The 16,171-nt window shown below is 42.2% G+C and carries 16 protein-coding genes; 7 read left to right on the forward strand and 9 right to left on the reverse strand.

Features of this window, described 5'->3' with window-relative positions; translation table 11 throughout:
• Positions 1 to 18: 18 nt before the first annotated feature.
• From benE to AC4MC0_RS08240, 8 genes are all read right to left on the reverse strand, one after another.
• Positions 19 to 1,251 carry a benzoate/H(+) symporter BenE gene (gene benE, locus AC4MC0_RS08205; protein ID WP_491887475.1) on the reverse strand — a complete coding sequence of 411 codons (1,233 nt, stop codon included), beginning with the start codon at positions 1,249 to 1,251 and terminating at the stop codon, positions 19 to 21.
• Positions 1,252 to 1,305: 54 nt separating this feature from the next.
• Entirely contained in the window at positions 1,306 to 2,091 is a 786-nt protein-coding gene (gene benD, locus AC4MC0_RS08210) for a benzoate diol dehydrogenase BenD (protein WP_491887476.1), read from the reverse strand.
• Positions 2,092 to 2,106: 15 nt separating this feature from the next.
• Complete coding sequence (benC, locus tag AC4MC0_RS08215; RefSeq protein ID WP_491887477.1) at positions 2,107 to 3,123, reverse strand: benzoate 1,2-dioxygenase electron transfer component BenC; 1,017 nt, start codon at positions 3,121 to 3,123, stop codon at positions 2,107 to 2,109.
• 90 nt (positions 3,124 to 3,213) lie between these two features.
• Complete coding sequence (gene benB, locus AC4MC0_RS08220; RefSeq protein ID WP_491887478.1) at positions 3,214 to 3,723, reverse strand: benzoate 1,2-dioxygenase small subunit; 510 nt, start codon at positions 3,721 to 3,723, stop codon at positions 3,214 to 3,216.
• Positions 3,720 to 5,117, reverse strand: coding sequence for a benzoate 1,2-dioxygenase large subunit (gene benA / locus AC4MC0_RS08225; RefSeq protein WP_279043317.1), 1,398 nt, complete (start codon positions 5,115 to 5,117; stop codon positions 3,720 to 3,722). The genes benB and benA overlap by 4 nt, the downstream gene beginning before the upstream one ends.
• Positions 5,118 to 5,195: 78 nt before the next feature.
• Positions 5,196 to 6,116, reverse strand: coding sequence for a catechol 1,2-dioxygenase (gene catA, locus AC4MC0_RS08230; protein WP_004979728.1), 921 nt, complete (start codon positions 6,114 to 6,116; stop codon positions 5,196 to 5,198).
• A 145-nt stretch (positions 6,117 to 6,261) separates the two neighbouring features.
• Positions 6,262 to 6,552 carry a muconolactone Delta-isomerase gene (gene catC, locus AC4MC0_RS08235; RefSeq protein ID WP_005399484.1) on the reverse strand — a complete coding sequence of 97 codons (291 nt, stop codon included), beginning with the start codon at positions 6,550 to 6,552 and terminating at the stop codon, positions 6,262 to 6,264.
• A gap of 29 nt (positions 6,553 to 6,581) precedes the next feature.
• Complete coding sequence (locus AC4MC0_RS08240) at positions 6,582 to 7,691, reverse strand: muconate/chloromuconate family cycloisomerase (protein WP_183173346.1); 1,110 nt, start codon at positions 7,689 to 7,691, stop codon at positions 6,582 to 6,584.
• Positions 7,692 to 7,806: 115 nt separating this feature from the next.
• On the opposite strand from AC4MC0_RS08240, the gene AC4MC0_RS08245 reads away from it, so the two are divergent.
• The 4 genes from AC4MC0_RS08245 to AC4MC0_RS08260 all read left to right on the forward strand — a co-directional run bounded on the left by AC4MC0_RS08245 (position 7,807) and on the right by AC4MC0_RS08260 (position 13,013).
• Positions 7,807 to 8,721 (forward strand): LysR substrate-binding domain-containing protein, encoded by a 915-nt coding sequence (locus AC4MC0_RS08245; RefSeq protein WP_317113104.1) that lies wholly within the window; start codon positions 7,807 to 7,809, stop codon positions 8,719 to 8,721.
• Between the two features lie 279 nt (positions 8,722 to 9,000).
• Positions 9,001 to 10,368 (forward strand): MFS transporter, encoded by a 1,368-nt coding sequence (locus AC4MC0_RS08250; RefSeq protein ID WP_010326682.1) that lies wholly within the window; start codon positions 9,001 to 9,003, stop codon positions 10,366 to 10,368.
• Between the two features lie 240 nt (positions 10,369 to 10,608).
• Positions 10,609 to 11,886, forward strand: a complete 1,278-nt coding sequence (locus AC4MC0_RS08255) for a DcaP family trimeric outer membrane transporter (protein ID WP_491887479.1) — start codon at positions 10,609 to 10,611, stop codon at positions 11,884 to 11,886.
• A 239-nt stretch (positions 11,887 to 12,125) separates the two neighbouring features.
• Complete coding sequence (locus tag AC4MC0_RS08260; protein WP_491887480.1) at positions 12,126 to 13,013, forward strand: DMT family transporter; 888 nt, start codon at positions 12,126 to 12,128, stop codon at positions 13,011 to 13,013.
• A gap of 209 nt (positions 13,014 to 13,222) precedes the next feature.
• On the opposite strand, the gene AC4MC0_RS08265 is transcribed toward AC4MC0_RS08260, so the two are convergent.
• Positions 13,223 to 13,384: a hypothetical protein gene (locus AC4MC0_RS08265; protein ID WP_004979714.1), complete on the reverse strand. Its 162-nt coding sequence runs from the start codon at positions 13,382 to 13,384 to the stop codon at positions 13,223 to 13,225.
• A 401-nt stretch (positions 13,385 to 13,785) separates the two neighbouring features.
• Here AC4MC0_RS08265 and AC4MC0_RS08270 point away from each other — a divergent pair, with 401 nt between their 5' ends.
• The 3 genes from AC4MC0_RS08270 to AC4MC0_RS08280 all read left to right on the forward strand — a co-directional run bounded on the left by AC4MC0_RS08270 (position 13,786) and on the right by AC4MC0_RS08280 (position 16,155).
• On the forward strand, positions 13,786 to 14,622 hold the full coding sequence (locus AC4MC0_RS08270; protein WP_317113510.1) for an SDR family NAD(P)-dependent oxidoreductase: 837 nt from the start codon (positions 13,786 to 13,788) through the stop codon (positions 14,620 to 14,622).
• Positions 14,623 to 14,752: 130 nt separating this feature from the next.
• A complete protein-coding gene (locus tag AC4MC0_RS08275) occupies positions 14,753 to 15,661 on the forward strand; it encodes a cation diffusion facilitator family transporter (protein ID WP_004693172.1) in 909 nt (302 codons plus the stop codon).
• A gap of 65 nt (positions 15,662 to 15,726) precedes the next feature.
• A complete protein-coding gene (locus tag AC4MC0_RS08280) occupies positions 15,727 to 16,155 on the forward strand; it encodes a cation efflux protein, CzcI-like (RefSeq protein ID WP_004693170.1) in 429 nt (142 codons plus the stop codon).
• The last annotated feature ends 16 nt before the right edge of the window (positions 16,156 to 16,171 follow it).

The following is a 16,171-nucleotide window of genomic DNA, read 5'->3' on the forward strand; positions in this document are numbered from 1 at the left end:
CTAGGTACAGCGTACCTATTAACTTTTGGAACTTGGATTGGAGCTTGGAGTTGAAGCTAAAGCTGAAACATCAGGGCTGCATTTGGTTAAAATTAGATACGCAGTTAAACCAATGACGATGCCCCAAAAAACGGAACTTAGACCCAAAAAGTGCATACCTGAAGCTGTAGCTAAAAAAGTAATGAGGGCAGAATCTCGTTGAGATTCATCTTTCATGGCTACAGCGATATTGGTTGAAATGGCACCCAATAAAGCCAAGCCAGCCAAAGCGGCAACAAGCTCTTTTGGCAGCAAGCTAAAGAGCAGAACGATACTGCCTGCAAACAAACCACCTAAAATATAGAAAATACCGTTAGCAACGCCTGCGATATAACGTTTTTCTTTTAACTCATGCGCATCTTTGCCCATACACAATGCAGCCGTAATGGACGCCAAAACAATGGTGATACCGCCGACACATGCAACAGCTAAAGACACAATACTGGTGGTGGTGATAATCGGTTTGGCAGGTATGTCATAGCCACTCAGTTTCATGATGGCCATGCCCGGTAAAAACTGTCCCGTCAGACTGACTAAAATCAGAGGCAGGGCAAGGTTTAAGGTGGAGTGCCAAGTCCATTCAGGGCTGATGAACTGAGGAATAGCAAGTTGGACATCTAAACTCACCGCATTCATTTCACCAAGCCCAAAGCTCAAGGCTACACCTGAAAGCAGTACCCAAAGCATGCTATAGCGCGGTGAAATTCGTTTTGCGACTAAAAAGACAAACAGCATGCTAAATACAATAATAGGCATACTGTTAGTGGCACTAAACAGACCTAAACCAAACTGAAATAGAATACCTGCCATCATCCCAGCAGCCACCGACTGCGGAATCCATTTCAATAATTTATCAAAGTAACCACTGATCCCGATCAGGAAAATCACCACGGCTGAGGTGATATAAGCGGCTACAGCTTCATTCAGGCTAATATTCGGGAACAGGGTGACCAATAAAGCCGTACCTGGTGCAGACCATGCTGTAATCACAGGGACTTTGAACTTAATGGAAAGAAAGATTCCTGCCACGGCTGCTCCAATAGAAATACCCCAAATCCATGAAATCATCATGGTCGGGGAAACCTGAGCTTGTTGTGCAGCCTGAAAGAAGATAATGAGTGGTCCTGAATAGGAAATCAGCACCGCCAAAAATCCTGCGACAGTGGCTGAAATAGACCAATCTTCTTTCAAAGTTTTAAACAGGGTAGCCATTCATTTGCCTCCATGCAGACATGATCCTGTATATAAAAGTAATGTAACGATCAATTAGCCTTGATCGCCACCGCCGACAGGAACAACTGTACCTGTCATATATGACGAATCATCTGAAGCAAGGAATACAATCGCATTCACTTGTTCCTGAATCGTGCCATAACGGTTCATAAAACTACGATCAATAGTTTGATCGACCACTTGTTGCATCCACGACTTTTCATTTTCAGACAGTGGATTTGTATTACGTGGCACTTTACGCGGCGGTGCTTCTGTTCCACCCGTAGCAACAGCATTCACTCGGATCCCATCTTTGGCATGCTCAAAAGCAAGTGATGCAGTAAGGGCATTAACCCCACCTTTGGATGCCGAATAGGGCACGCGGTTAATGCCACGAGTCGCAATAGAAGACACATTTACAATCGTACCTTTCTGATTTTTAATCATTTCAGGTAAAACAGCACGACAACACCACAGCGTTGGAAATAATGAACGATTTACTTCTTTGATGATTTCTTCTTCAGAAAACTCTTCAAAAGGTTTCATCCAAATTGCACCGCCGACGTTGTTGATGAGTACATCGACACGACCATAGACCTCAAGTGCTTTTTCAACAACACTTTGTGCACCTGCGAAGGTTTCAAGGTCGGCTTTGACTATTATTGCATCACCTTGTTTCGCATCAATTTCTGCTAATGTTTCATCGACATAGTCAGATAAGTCGGCTAAGACAACTTGCGCACCTTCATCCGCCACTTGGAGTGCAACACCGCGACCAATGCCTTGAGCAGCACCAGTCACAATCACAACTTTGTTTAAAAACCTTTGACGATCAGACATGATAAGTGGCCCCAATCAGTTTGCAGAGAATTTTTCAAACAGGAAGTTTGCAGGTTTAACGCCTTCGCTATCTAACCAACCACGAACAGCATCAACCATAGGGACAGGACCACAGAGGTAGACATCAACATCACCGCCATTGAGCCATTCATTGTCAATGTGCCCAGTCACATAACCTTTACGCTCATGTGCAGAGTCTGGACTTGCAACCACGGTACGGTATTCAAACCATGGAAGTTTAGCTTGGAGGGCATTAAGCTGTTCTAAAGCAACTAAGTCGAAGTCATTGGTGACACCAAACACCAAACGAACAGGGTGTTCAGCGCCTTTTTCTTCTAAAATCTGCAGCATAGACATAAAAGGGGCAATACCTGTACCACCCGCAAGCATAACAACAGGACGAACCACATTACGCAGGTAAAAGCTACCAAATGGACCAGTAAAAGTCATTTTGTCGCCCGCTTTGGCAGCATTACTTAAAAAGCTACTCATTTTGCCATTCGGCACATTACGTACCACAAAGCCAGTTAAACGGTTGCCTGGTTTCGAGCTAAATGAATAGGAACGAGTTTCTGCTGTCTCTGGAATTCCGACGTTGACATATTGACCAGCAAGGAAGTGAATGTCAGGTTGACCTTCATCAAGTTGAATATCAAAAGTAATGGTCGATTCTGATAAGTTTTCAACAGCGACTAAAGTGCCTTGATACTGGTGAATTTCGGTTTTGCAGACTTCAGATGAAGCTTGAATTTGGAATACGGCATCCGAGCTTGGACGGCATTGGCAAGCCAAAATATAGCCTTGTTCCGCTTCTTCGGGCGTTAACGCATCTTCAATATACGTCTCTTCAGGCATGTCATAACTACCAGATTCGCAAAAAGCGCGGCAAGTCCCACATGCACCATCACGGCAGTCTAGCGGAATGTTAATTTTTTGGCGGTAAGCGGCATCTGATAAAGACTCACCTTGAGTCACGGTAATAAAATGCGTTACGCCATCTTCAAATTGAAGTGCAACATTGTGGTTTGACATGGCTGAATATCCTTTAAAAACGTTGAAACTTGGAACTCTCAGCCAAAACTCCATTTGGCTGAAAGCATACTAAGGATGTGTGGCTAAAATTTAGAGGTGATAAACATCAATCACTTGGTTGATGTAATCGTTTTTCAGTACCACGTATTTACTTAAAATTTGTGGTTTTTCACCTGAAAAGTCGATTTCATAACGCGACATACCAAAGTAGCTATAACTGGTTTTGTAGCGGAAGCTCAGCGTATTCCAGTTAAAACGGACGGTAACTTTATCGCCATCACGCTCAATCACTTCGATATTATTCACATTGTGACAAGTACGTGTGTCTGGCATGGTCGCAGAAGAGCGTTCAGTTTTAATACGGAACACACGGTCTTCTAAACCTTGGCGGTCTGGATAGTAAATCAGAGAAATTTCAGACTGCGGATCTGTCGTCAAGGTATCGTCGTTATCCCATGCAGGCATCCAAAATGATGCAGAAGGGGCATAACATGCAAGCCAATCATCCCATTGCTCATCATCTAAAAAGCGCGCTTCTTGATACAGAAACTGACTGACTTGTTCGATGCTAACGGTGTTGAGTGTTGTAGGAGCATTCATGCAACTTCTCCTTGTTCATTTGCAGTTTCAACAGCCAGTGCTTTTTCATTGGCAATTGCAATTTTCATCATGTCTAACCAGTGTTGGTGCTGGGCAAGGTAGAGCCCTTCATCCTCAGTTTTGATACCTGAAAGTTTTGGTTTTAGACCAATTTCATTGGCAGCATCATCTGGGCCATGAATCCAATGCTTTGAACCGCGGCACATATCATTCCATTCCAGTTCAATGCCTGCGTAGCCCGCTTGGCATGCACGGAATTCTTCTAAATCATCTGGTGTAGCCATGCCTGAGGCATTGAAGAAGTCTTCGTACTGGCGAATACGACGCGTACGTGCTTCCGCGTTTTCGCCTACAGGGGCAATACAGTAAATCGTGACTTCAGTTTTATTGACTGAAATTGGGCGAAGTACGCGAATTTGTGAACCGAATTGATCCATCAAATAGACATTTGGATAAAGACAAAGGTTGCGTGAGCGCTCAATCATCCACTTCGACATTGCTTCGCCAAATTTTTCAGAGTATTCGTCGGCTTTCGGGAAGTTTGGGCGGTCTTCTGGATTTGCCCACTGTGTCCAAAGCAGCATGTGACCATTGTCAAAACCGTATGAACCACCGCCTTGTTTGCCCCAAGCGCCTGCGCTCATGGCACGGATGTTGTCACCCGCTTGTTTTTCTTTACGTTGTTGAGTGGTCGCTGCATAGTTCCAGTGCACCGCAGAAACGTGATAGCCATCTGCGCCATTTTCTGCAGTTAGTTTCCAGTTGCCTTCATAAGTGTAGGTAGACGCGCCACGTAAAACTTCAAGACCTTGTTCAGACTGATCCACAATCATGTCAATGATTTTGCTGGTTTCGCCTAAGTATTCCTCTAAAGAGGGAACATCCGGATTTAAGCTACCAAACAAGAAACCTTTATAGTTGCCAAAACGTGCAACTTTTTTCAGATCATGTGAACCCTCATGGTTAAAACAGTCTGAATAACCTGCATCTGCTGGATCTTTAACTTTTAAAAGTTTGCCAGAGTTGTTAAATGTCCAACCGTGGAAAGGACATGTATAGGTTGCTTTGTTGCCACGTTTATTACGACAAAGCTGTGCACCACGGTGTGAACAGGCATTGATCATGGCATTGAGTTCACCATTACGGTTACGTGCAATCAGAATAGGCTGACGGCCAATATACGTCGTGTAATAGTCATTGTTATTTGGAATTTGGCTTTCGTGTGCCAAGTAAACCCAGTTACCCTCGAAGATATACTTCATTTCTAGGTCAAAAAGGGCTTGATCAGTAAACACTGAACGATGAAGTTTGAATTCGCCTGTTTCAAAGTTGTCGACAAGTAATTCGTCGATACGATCGAGATGGCTAGTATTAATAACTGGGATACGTGGCATGTCCGTTCTCCGACTTTCCAAAAGTGAGGAAGTCCCCGAAATGCGACTTTGCAGTGGCTATTTCGGTTCCAAGGGTAATTAAGCGCTAGCGCGACGACGTTCAACTTCAGTTGATGGTGCAGCCGCTTGATCTTTCACCAGTTCAACATTGAATTGAATGTGTTTGAATGGACCTGTTAAACCGCGGCGTGCAATTTCAGCTTCATCGGTAATATCGACAGCGGTAGCCACCAAGCCTTCACGTGTTGCAAATGCAAAGTCATCCCACAGGTATTGGTCACCCTCAATGTTGAATTGGGTGGTTAACTTACGGTAGCCTGGCGCAGATACGAAGTAATGTACGTGCGAAGGGCGGTTACCGTGACGGCCTAACTTGTTCAATACAAATTGAGTTGTCCCTTCTGGTGGGCAACCATAACCGACAGGCATCGTGGTGAGAGCAACGTATTTGCCATCTTGGTCACTCATGATTGAACGACGTAGATTGAAGTCTGATTGTGACTTATCGAAGAAAGAGTAGTTGCCTAAGCTATTGGCATGCCACACTTCAACTTTTGCACCTTCAATAATCTGACCATCAGTGTCAGTCACTGTCCCTTCAATAATTAAAGTCGGAATTTTGCCTTCTTCAGAACCATCATCCATACGCGCAAAACCAACCGATTCAGGTGCGCCAGCCACGTATAAAGGACCTTCGATGGTACGTGGTGTTCCGCCTGTAATGCCTGCTTTGGCATCTGCTTCATCTGCACGTAAGTCGAGGTAGTGTTCAAGACCAAGACCAGCCGCAAGTAAACCAAGTTCATTGGCTTGGCCTGCATCCGTAAAGTATTCAAGACCTTTCCAAACTTCAGTTTGGCTCAAATCTAAGTCTTCAATCGCTTGGAATAAGTCACCCAATAAACGAACCACAATTTGTTGAGTACGGGCGTCTACAGAACCTGTTGCTGTATCCACATTCATTGTTTTGACTAATGCATCAATCTGTTGACGATTCATACTATTGCTCCTTAAGTATGTTTGCTGTGTGGTGGCTAGCTTTATGAATAGGTTGAAAAGCTTAGCTGCCACGTTCCTTGTTAATTTCTTTCACTAGATCATTCATTAGGTTCCAGTGATTAAATTGCATAAAATCTTTTTTCAATTAACGATCATCTTCGCGAATAGACGATGGATGTCGGTTTAAAGGCATCACTTCAATATTCATATACGGGTACAGGGGTAAACCTTGCAAAATGTTGTGTAGCTCTTCATTGCTGTCTACATCAAAAATGCTGATGTTTGAGTACTGACCTGTAATACGCCAAATATGTCGCCATTTGCCTTGAGCTTGTAGCTCTTGCGAATATGCTTTTTCGACTGCTTTAATTTCACTGGCAGTTTCAGCAGGCATATCCAGTGGAATGTTTACATCCATACGTACGTGAAAAAGCATGTATAACTCCTAAACGGTTAAGACGTCGCTTAAGCGCGGCGTAGCTGATCAATCTTGTTTTCATCCAATTCAATACCGAGTCCTTTGCCTTGGGGTAAATGCAAAGCGAAGTTAGTGTATTGAAGTGGGGTTTTTAAAATATCTTGGGTTAACAGCAGTGGGCCGAATAGCTCGGTGCCATAAGCTAAATTTTCAAAGGTCGAGAACAAATGTGCCGAAGCAATCGTGCCGACTGCACCTTCAAGCATGGTGCCGCCGTATAAGTCAATTCCTGCTAAGTTGGCAATCTTCGCGACTTCATGACCTTCGATTAGTCCACCAGACTGGGCCACTTTAACTGCAAAAACGGAGGCCGCATTGGTTTTGGCTAAACGGTAAGCTGAGCTCGGCCCCATAAGCGATTCATCCGCCATGATGGCAAGATCAAAACGTCGTGTTAAACGCTGCATTGCATCAATGTTGTCGATTGCACAGGGTTGTTCAATCAGGTCAACACCACCATTTTGTAGGAGTTGAATACCCTTAATCGCATCTAGCTCAGACCATGCACGATTCACATCGACACGGATAGAAATGTCTGAACCCAGCGCTTGTTTAATCGCAAGAACATGTTCAACATCTTCTTCTACACGGCGTGAACCAATTTTAAGTTTGAAAATATTGTGGCGTTTTGCCTCAATCATTTTTTGAGCTTCAGCAATATCTTTTTCAGTATCACCAGATGCCAATACCCAGAGCACAGATAAGCTGTCACGCAAACGCCCGCCCAATACTTCAGACAGGGGTAAATCTAAACGTTGTGCTTGGATATCTAGCAGGGCGGTTTGAATTGCGCATTTGGCAAAACGGTTACCATTAATGTTCTTTTTCAAAGCACGCATGGTTTGTGCGATGTTTGGAGCTTTAAGGGATTTCAATAAAGGTGCAAAATAAGTTTCAATATTGGTCTTAATGCTTTCTGGACTTTCTTCACCGTAGCCCAGTCCACCAATTGTTGTCGCTTCACCCCAACCGACAAAGCCATCTTCAGTGCTGATTTTCACCAAGACAAGCGTTTGCGTTTGCATAGTCGCTACCGCCATTTTGTGTGGGCGAATAGTGGGGATTTCGACGAGTAAGGTTTCTATAGATTTATACATCTTAACTCTGCGCAGCCTTGCGTTGTGTACCTGATGTGATATACCTTAAAAGAATAAATATGAACTGTCGAAGATCAAATTAGCATTTTAATATATCTTAAAGGTATAAATAGTCATGGAATTGAGACACCTTCGCTACTACGTAGCTGTTGTAGAAGAGCAGAGTTTTACCAAAGCTGCTGAAAGATTATTCATTGCACAGCCTCCTTTAAGCCGCCAGATACAAAATCTAGAGGCTGAATTGGGGGTGCAATTATTTGAACGTGGCAGCCGCCCACTCAAGACCACAGAAGCAGGGCAATTCTTCTATCAACACGCTGTTAAACTTTTGTCTAATGCCGAAGAAGTCAAAGCCATGACACAGCGTGTAGGTTGGGTTGAAAAAACGGTGACCATGGGCTTTGTGGGATCGTTGTTATATGGGTTATTGCCTAAAATTGTGTATTTATTTCGCCAACAGCAGCCACATTTAAAAATTGAATTGATTGAAATGAGTACCAAAGACCAAATTCAGGCCTTAAAAGAAGGGCGGATTGATGTTGGTTTTGGACGTTTACGCATTTCGGATCCTGCTGTACGTCGGGTTTTACTGCGTGAAGAACCGTTGATGTTAGCGGCACATTCTAGTCATCCTTTGACAGCGCAAAAACAAGGCATTTACCTGTCGGATTTGGTCGATCAAAACTTATTTCTTTATCCAAGTCATCCCAAGCCAAACTTTTCTACCCAAGTCCAAGGGTTGTTTTCAGAATACGGGCTGGAACCTAAACATTTAAAAGAAGTTCGTGAAATACAGTTGGCACTGGGGTTAGTTGCCGCTGGAGAAGGAATTTGTGTAGTTCCAGAAAGTGCACGAACCATTCAACTGCCGCATTTGAACTATATTCCAATCTTAGATGATGCAGCGACTAGCCCCATTTTCCTGGCTATTCGTTCCATGGATGAAAGCGAGGACATTCGTTCATTATTTGATTGTATTTATCAGGTCTATGACCTTGAAGCGATCAAATATGACCGTGCATTTATCTAAGCTTGGGGATTTAAATTCCACGATACTTTTAACGTCTACATTTTAAATAGAGCCATTACAGCCATCCTTGGGGATGGCTTTTTTATAGTCATTTTCGCTTGGTTTTGCTTATTTTCTGTCTCTTACTGAAATTATGGCTGATATAAGCTATTTATTTAAAACAATAAAAACCTTAACCGACCTTAAAGGTATAAATATAGAGTTATTCGGTTTTGGACAAGAAAGCTACTTTTGCTGCAATGTGCACAGCAACAAACATTCGCAAGCAGGAGGCTTAAAGTGAATACAAATCCAGTTAACATCAACACGGTGGTCGATGAAGCCAAATTTACGCCCTTTCATTGGAGTGTACTCATTTGGTGTCTACTGATTATTATTTTTGACGGTTATGATTTAGTCATCTATGGCGTGGCACTGCCACTTCTGATGCAAGAGTGGGGACTCAGTGCAGTACAAGCAGGATTACTTGCGAGTACAGCATTGTTTGGCATGATGTTCGGTGCAATGAGCTTTGGTACGTTGTCTGACAAATTGGGCCGTAAAAAGACCATTATGATTTGTGTGGCTATTTTTAGTGGCTTCACTTTTCTAGGCGCATTTGCAAGCAATCCTATCGAGTTTGGAATTTTACGTTTTCTTGCGGGACTTGGCATTGGTGGGGTGATGCCAAACGTGGTCGCACTCATGACTGAATATGCTCCGAAGCGTATTCGTAGCACACTCGTGGCGGTTATGTTCAGTGGTTATGCTATTGGTGGCATGACATCAGCTTTATTGGGTGCATGGTTGGTAACAGACTATGGTTGGAAAATCATGTTCTATATCGCAATCATTCCATTTCTGGCTTTACCGATTCTTTGGAAGTTTTTACCTGAGTCGTTGATGTTCCTGACTAAAAAAGGCGAAACTGAAAAAGTCCGTGAAATTGTGCAAAAAATTGCACCTGAGCAAGCGATTCAGCCTGAAACGACATTTAAGCTCAACGAACCTGTTGCAGGTGATGATGCTCCATTAAAAGCATTATTCCAACAAGGCCGTACCTTTAGCACCATGATGTTTTGGGTGGCATTCTTTATGTGCCTGCTCATGGTCTATGCGCTTGGAAGCTGGTTACCAAAACTGATGATTCAAGCGGGCTATTCGCTTGGTGCAAGTATGATTTTCTTATTTGCTTTAAATATTGGCGGTATGGTTGGAGCGATTGGCGGTGGTGCGCTCGCAGACCGTTTCCACTTAAAACCAGTTTTAACGACGATGTTCACCTTGGGTGCTATTGCACTGATTCTACTCGGTTTCAACAGTCCACAAATGGTGCTGTACGGTTTAATTGCGATTGCAGGCGCAGCAACTATTGGTTCACAAATTCTACTGTATACCTTTGTCGCACAGTTCTATCCAACTGCTGTGCGCTCTACAGGTATGGGCTGGGCTTCAGGCATTGGACGCATTGGCGCAATTGTTGGGCCTGTACTGACAGGTGCATTGTTAACTTTTGAGTTGCCACATCAAATGAATTTTCTCGTGATTGCGATACCTGGTGTGATTGCAGCTTTGGCAGTGTTTATGGTCAACTTAAAAGTATCCGTAGATGGTGAAAAAACCAAATCAAAACAAGTGTTTGATGCAGTCAAATCGACAGCCAATTAAATAATACTGAACCCATGAGTCTAGTGCATTAGTAGTAGGCTCATTTCAAAAACTGTATGAACTGTTAAAATCAATTTGCTTTTTATAAGTTGTTTTTTAACGCGATTTTTAATGCGATAAAAAGTTTCATTTTAAAGTATTAAAAAAAATGCATTGCGTTAGAAAACAGCGATGAAAAATAGAGCTAAATATTAAAGAGTAAAAGTCAGGACAGACTTAAATACACAGGACCCGTGTTAAATGAAACAATTTAAGAAGAATGCTTTAGTTGTCACTTTATCGATGTTAAGTAGTGCAGCATTACATGCACAAACCAATACCACGGCAGAGATTGAGCAACTTAGAAATGAAATTAATGCGTTAAAACAAATGCTTCAACAGAATACTCAGCAACAACAGCAGCAAGCTGTTCAATTGAGCGCTGTTGAACGTCAAGTGTTGACGACGCCAAAAACGGTTGAAAAAACGGGTTTAGGTTTGACCAAAGGTGGGGCAGAGTTCAACTTATACGGTAATGTCCGCGCGGACGCATCGTATCAGACTGAAGGTGGCGCTCGTGATATGCCCTATAACCAAATCAATAGCGTGCCTTTAGAAGGAAATGCTGAAAATAGCGATCGTTTAAGATCAACCCTTTCAGCAACGCGATTAGGTTTGGACTTTAAAGCGCCAATAGCCGATCAGAACTTAAATGCAAAAATTGAGGTCGACTTTTTAGGCGGTGCAAACCTTGATAATTTACGTATTCGTCATGCGTATTTAAACTATGGTAACTGGTTAATTGGTCAAACGTGGTCAAACTTTGCCACACCAGACTACATCCCTGAAACGATTGATGCTTTGGCTTATGTGGGTGCTTCAATTAAACGTACTCCTCAAGTGCGTTATACCCATAAATTCACGCCAAATACTAACTTAGTCGCGGCAGTGGAAGACCCGAAAGATGCCAGCATGAGCCAACGTATGCCTGCATTTACAGGACGACTGAATCATAAGTTCAATGATGCACTTTCAGTCAGTGGGCGTGCAATGGCACATGAAAAACGCATTCAAAATCAAGAAGAGTGGGCGTATGGCGTAGGCGTTGGTGCCAAATTTGATATCACCCCAGTAACTTCTGTAAAAGCCGACTACTACCATGTCAAAGGTGATAGCAGCTTTGTATCCTTTACTAACCCTGGCGTAGTTGCAACAGGCACAAGTATTGAACAAAGTGAGTTTGACTCAATTACTGTCGGTTTAACACAGAAGTTTAATGACAAATTACGTGGTACTTTGGCTTATGGTTATATGACTTTTGATAAAAATCAGGACTACCTTGATGCTGTAGCTGATGATACCAAAATCAATAAAAACTTATGGCAAGCATGGGGTAATTTATTCTATAGCCCAGTTCAGCCTGTTAGCCTTGGCGTAGAGTATGTCTACGGTGAGCGTGAAGCGTTTGCACCTGCGGCAAATGGTAGTAAAAAAGGTCAAGACAACCGTGTGAACTTGGTTGCGATTTATAACTTCTAAAACTTGAAGTGAAATTTCACAAAGAAACCGAAGGATAACTCCTTCGGTTTTTTATGCCTTGCTGTTTAATTTACTCGATACTCAGTTTTGAGGAAATGTTGCGCATGTAATGCAATAGTCGAAGTTTCATCAGAACTTAAGTTATTTGTCACATAAGAATAAGTCATGAAAATAAAGCACATGTGCTGCCATCAAAGGGTTACATTAGGTGAGGTAAGTAACTGTATATAGAGTACTTGATGACAATAACATGGATTCTTTTTACGCTTATGGCCGCTTTCATGCAGGCTTGGCGCAACGCTTTTCAAAAGCAACTCAGTACTACTGTAGATGTTTATGGAGTGACTCTAGCACGATTCATCTTTGCTTTACCTTTAGCACTGCTTTACATCAGTTGTCTTTACCATTTCCAACCTGTGACAGATTCCGTCCATTTCAATCTCCGTTTTGCTATCTATGTGCTTATTGCGGCGTTGAGCCAAATTGCAGCAACAGCCTTGATGGTTCAGCTTTTTAAGCAAAAAAATTATGCGATTGGAGTGGGTCTTGCTAAAAGTGAGGCAGTACTTGCCGCGATTATCGCCGTGGTCTTTTTATCCGATCATTTAAGCCTTTTAGGCTGGTTCGGGGTTGCTGTCGGAGGCTTAGCAGTATTTTTAATGTCCAAAGGGCGGGACTTTTCTGATTTTTCCGTACAAACCTTATGTATAGGTATCGGTAGTGGTTTATGTTTTGCCATTACCTCGCTCTTGGTACGTGAGGCCAGTTTAGAACTAGATAATTTACCGTTTATTCACCGTGCAGCTTGGGTGCTCTTAATGGTGATTGCGACACAGTGCTGTTTACTTTTAATGTATTTGGGAATATTTCGCCGTGCAACATTATGGGCCATGTGGCAGCGTATTGGACTTACATTTCGTGTCAGCTTATGTAGTTTTTTGGCGTCACTGGGTTGGTTTAGTGCCATGAGTATGCAGTCAGTGCCCATTGTAAAAACTTTGGGGCAGGTTGAGATTATTTTTAGTATGTTGATTTCAGCCTACTTCTTTAAAGAAAAGTTGGCACGTGCTGAACATCTCGGTATTGTATTAGTGGTGATTGCAGCGTTTTTAGTGATTTGGGCCTAGAGTCTGATCTTTATACAGCCCCTGTCATTCATTTGTAATGACATTAACCATCCAGAATGTAATTTAACTGCCGTTTTACTAGTCTTCAACTCAAAAAATAGAGACTAAACCCATGTCTAGGTTTAATCTCCAAAGTGTGTTTTTCTCGTGAGATTTAATTCTGTAGCCAAAATTTAGATGTTGATATTAGTGCAACAAGCTTCAGATTTTTACTGAAGAAGGTAGTTTTGATCTGCACCGACAAAGAAAATTACACCTATACAAAAAAGCCCACAGTAAATCGCAAACCAAATAATCATGTTTTTAAATGCTTTATCTGAAATTGAACTATCTGCATATTTTGCTGGTTTTTTTGAGTCTAGATCTTTCATGGTTACTGCACTCAACTGAGGTGATGAGTACATTATGTAAAGCAAACGACTGATGAAACAGATACAAAAACAAGATTAAAAAAATATAACAGATGAAGCAGAATTGCTCGGGACTGTTATAGTCTAAAGCCTGTGTGAGACAGTATGTAGATATCAGTAACTTGTTTTCAGAGTCCTATCACTTAAAAATACAAGAAAATTAAAAATAATCTTATATTCAAAATATCACTTATGAATTTTATACATACTGAATCATTAGAAATGATCATTTCATTCATGACTATAATTTTTGTAGATTAACTAAAATAGACCTTGTCTGCATAGAACCAAAGTACTTGAACCTTCACCATGACGTTTAAGTGTAAAACGATATTTAGAGAACACTATATTTAGAGAGCATTATGAAAAATTTTGAAAATAAAGTGGCTGCGATCACAGGCGCAGGTTCAGGCATTGGGCAGCAGTTAGCGATTCAACTGGCAAGGCAAGGTGCACATTTAGCACTCAGTGATCTCAATGAACAGGGTTTGGCGGAAACCTTAAACCACGTCAAAGATTATCCTATTTCAGTCACGCTCACAAAACTAGATGTTTCAGACCGTAAGGCTGTAGAGGATTGGGCAAAGCAGTGTCAGCAGGATTTCGGACAGGTCAATTTAGTTTTTAATAATGCAGGAGTCGCGTTAGCGAGTACTGTTGAAGGTCTGAGCTATGAAGATGCCGAGTGGATTTTCAACATCAACTTTTGGGGTGTGGTGTATGGAACCAAAGCTTTTTTACCCTATTTAAAACAAAGTGGCTCTGGGCATATTGTGAATATTTCAAGTTTATTTGGACTCACTGCTCAGCCTACTCAGAGTGCCTATAATGCGACAAAGTTTGCTGTCCGTGGTTTTACCGAGGCACTGCGTCAAGAGTTAGATTTGCAAGACTGTGGCGTCAGCGCAACTTGTGTTCATCCGGGGGGTATACGTACCAATATCGCCAATAGTGCTCGAATGAGTGACAGTATTCGTGCGCTGGGTATGAACCCTGAGCGTGCCAGTCGTTCTTTCAATAAAATGCTTAAAACTCCACCAGATGTGGCAGCACAGGCCATTTTAAAGGCTGTAAAAAAAGACCAGCGCCGTGTCTTAATTGGAACAGATGCCAAAATTATCGATCTGGTACAGCGTATTACACCAACAGGCTATACGCAGGCCATGAGCTTTTTGACAGGGAAAAAACGCCGTAAATAAAGACGTATTCACATGAAAGATGATTTTATTGTTTTAACCGAGTATACTAAATCGAGTAATTTTTAAATTAAAAAAAGCTTCGATTTCAATGCTAAAGCATTCCGTTAAATAAAATGATAAGGAGTCCTACATGAGTGGTTCTCATAACCATGATCACAGTCATGTTGAAGTGACTGCAAAAAATGCCAAGAAATTAACCATCGCACTTGCCCTGACGTTTACCTTCTTAATTGTAGAAGTGGTCGCAGGATTTATCACGCAAAGCTTGGCCTTACTGTCCGATGCAGCGCATATGTTTACCGATGCCGCTGCTTTAGCGATTGCTTTAGCAGCCATCAAAATTGGGCAAAAACCTGCCGATGATAAACGTACTTTTGGCTATCAACGGTTTGAAATCTTGGCAGCTTTGTTTAATGCCATGATGTTGTTTGTGGTAGCCATTTACATTTTATATGAAGCCTATCAGCGTTTTAGTCAGCCACCTGAAATTCAAAGCTTGGGTATGTTGGTTGTTGCGGTTCTGGGTTTAATCATTAACCTGATTTCAATGAAGATTTTGGTGTCGAGCAGTCAAGACAGCTTAAATGTGAAAGGGGCTTATCTTGAAGTGCTCAGTGATGCCTTGGGCTCTGTGGGTGTGATCATTGGCGCACTGGTGATTTATTTCACAGGTTGGATGTGGGTAGATACCGTTATTGCGGTGTTGATTGGCTTTTGGGTCTTACCTAGAACTTGGGTGCTACTGAAACAAAGTATCAATATTTTGCTCGAAGGTGTACCAAGTGAAATTGATATCGAATCTTTACGCAATGATTTGCTGGCTTTAGAGGGTGTACAAGGTATTCACCAGCTTAAAGTTTGGGCCATTACCTCTAAGAATGTGCATTTAACAGCGCATTTGATTGCACCTGATGTAGATCAGAGAGCTTTATACCACCAAGCTGTGGAGTTATTGGGGCATGAGCATGGGATTACGCAAGTGACTTTGCAGATTGAAGAAGATGAATGCCATCCACACCAACATGAACATAGTCATTAAAAAAGACTTGACCTTAGACTTAGTCTAGGCTTTACAATAGCGTCACTTTATTTCAGTACGACATTATGCGTTCTACCACGTGGATTAGCGTCTTAGTTGCTTTATTCATGTTCCAAAGTCTTTGGAACGTGGCGGCAGCTTTTTGCGTCCATGAAGAACAAAAAACTCAAGTCGTGACGCAACAAAATTTTCATTTTGGGCATCATCAAACCACCTTGTGTGTGTCTGATGATAAGGCACACCAGCAAAGCAGTGCCGATAGCCATACTCAAACGGCAAATGATCAGTTTGAATTGGGTGAAGACCATCAAGACCATCAAGATCATTTGCCTTCAATGGCACATTTGATTATTCCGAAAGAAATAAACTATCAAATGCCGCTCGCGTTTGAAGTTCGTGAGCGTCCGCAGTTTTTTTGGCACAATGCCTATCAAGCCCCTGATTTATTGGGGCAACATCCTCCTCCTGAACTTTCCCCGCTAATGGTGGGGTAGCCTAAAACATTTCCCA

The organism is Acinetobacter sp. CAU_H_S139_7 (assembly GCF_058599305.1).

Coding starts and splice junctions, on each gene's coding strand:
- benE (WP_491887475.1), bottom strand. CDS start 1,251: ATGGCTACCCTGTTTAAAACTTTGAAAGAAGATTGGTCTATTTCAGCC.
- benD (WP_491887476.1), bottom strand. CDS start 2,091: ATGTCTGATCGTCAAAGGTTTTTAAACAAAGTTGTGATTGTGACTGGT.
- benC (WP_491887477.1), bottom strand. CDS start 3,123: ATGTCAAACCACAATGTTGCACTTCAATTTGAAGATGGCGTAACGCAT.
- benB (WP_491887478.1), bottom strand. CDS start 3,723: ATGAATGCTCCTACAACACTCAACACCGTTAGCATCGAACAAGTCAGT.
- benA (WP_279043317.1), bottom strand. CDS start 5,117: ATGCCACGTATCCCAGTTATTAATACTAGCCATCTCGATCGTATCGAC.
- catA (WP_004979728.1), bottom strand. CDS start 6,116: ATGAATCGTCAACAGATTGATGCATTAGTCAAAACAATGAATGTGGAT.
- catC (WP_005399484.1), bottom strand. CDS start 6,552: ATGCTTTTTCACGTACGTATGGATGTAAACATTCCACTGGATATGCCT.
- AC4MC0_RS08240 (WP_183173346.1), bottom strand. CDS start 7,691: ATGTATAAATCTATAGAAACCTTACTCGTCGAAATCCCCACTATTCGC.
- AC4MC0_RS08245 (WP_317113104.1), top strand. CDS start 7,807: ATGGAATTGAGACACCTTCGCTACTACGTAGCTGTTGTAGAAGAGCAG.
- AC4MC0_RS08255 (WP_491887479.1), top strand. CDS start 10,609: ATGAAACAATTTAAGAAGAATGCTTTAGTTGTCACTTTATCGATGTTA.
- AC4MC0_RS08260 (WP_491887480.1), top strand. CDS start 12,126: ATGACAATAACATGGATTCTTTTTACGCTTATGGCCGCTTTCATGCAG.
- AC4MC0_RS08265 (WP_004979714.1), bottom strand. CDS start 13,384: ATGAAAGATCTAGACTCAAAAAAACCAGCAAAATATGCAGATAGTTCA.
- AC4MC0_RS08270 (WP_317113510.1), top strand. CDS start 13,786: ATGAAAAATTTTGAAAATAAAGTGGCTGCGATCACAGGCGCAGGTTCA.
- AC4MC0_RS08275 (WP_004693172.1), top strand. CDS start 14,753: ATGAGTGGTTCTCATAACCATGATCACAGTCATGTTGAAGTGACTGCA.
- AC4MC0_RS08280 (WP_004693170.1), top strand. CDS start 15,727: ATGCGTTCTACCACGTGGATTAGCGTCTTAGTTGCTTTATTCATGTTC.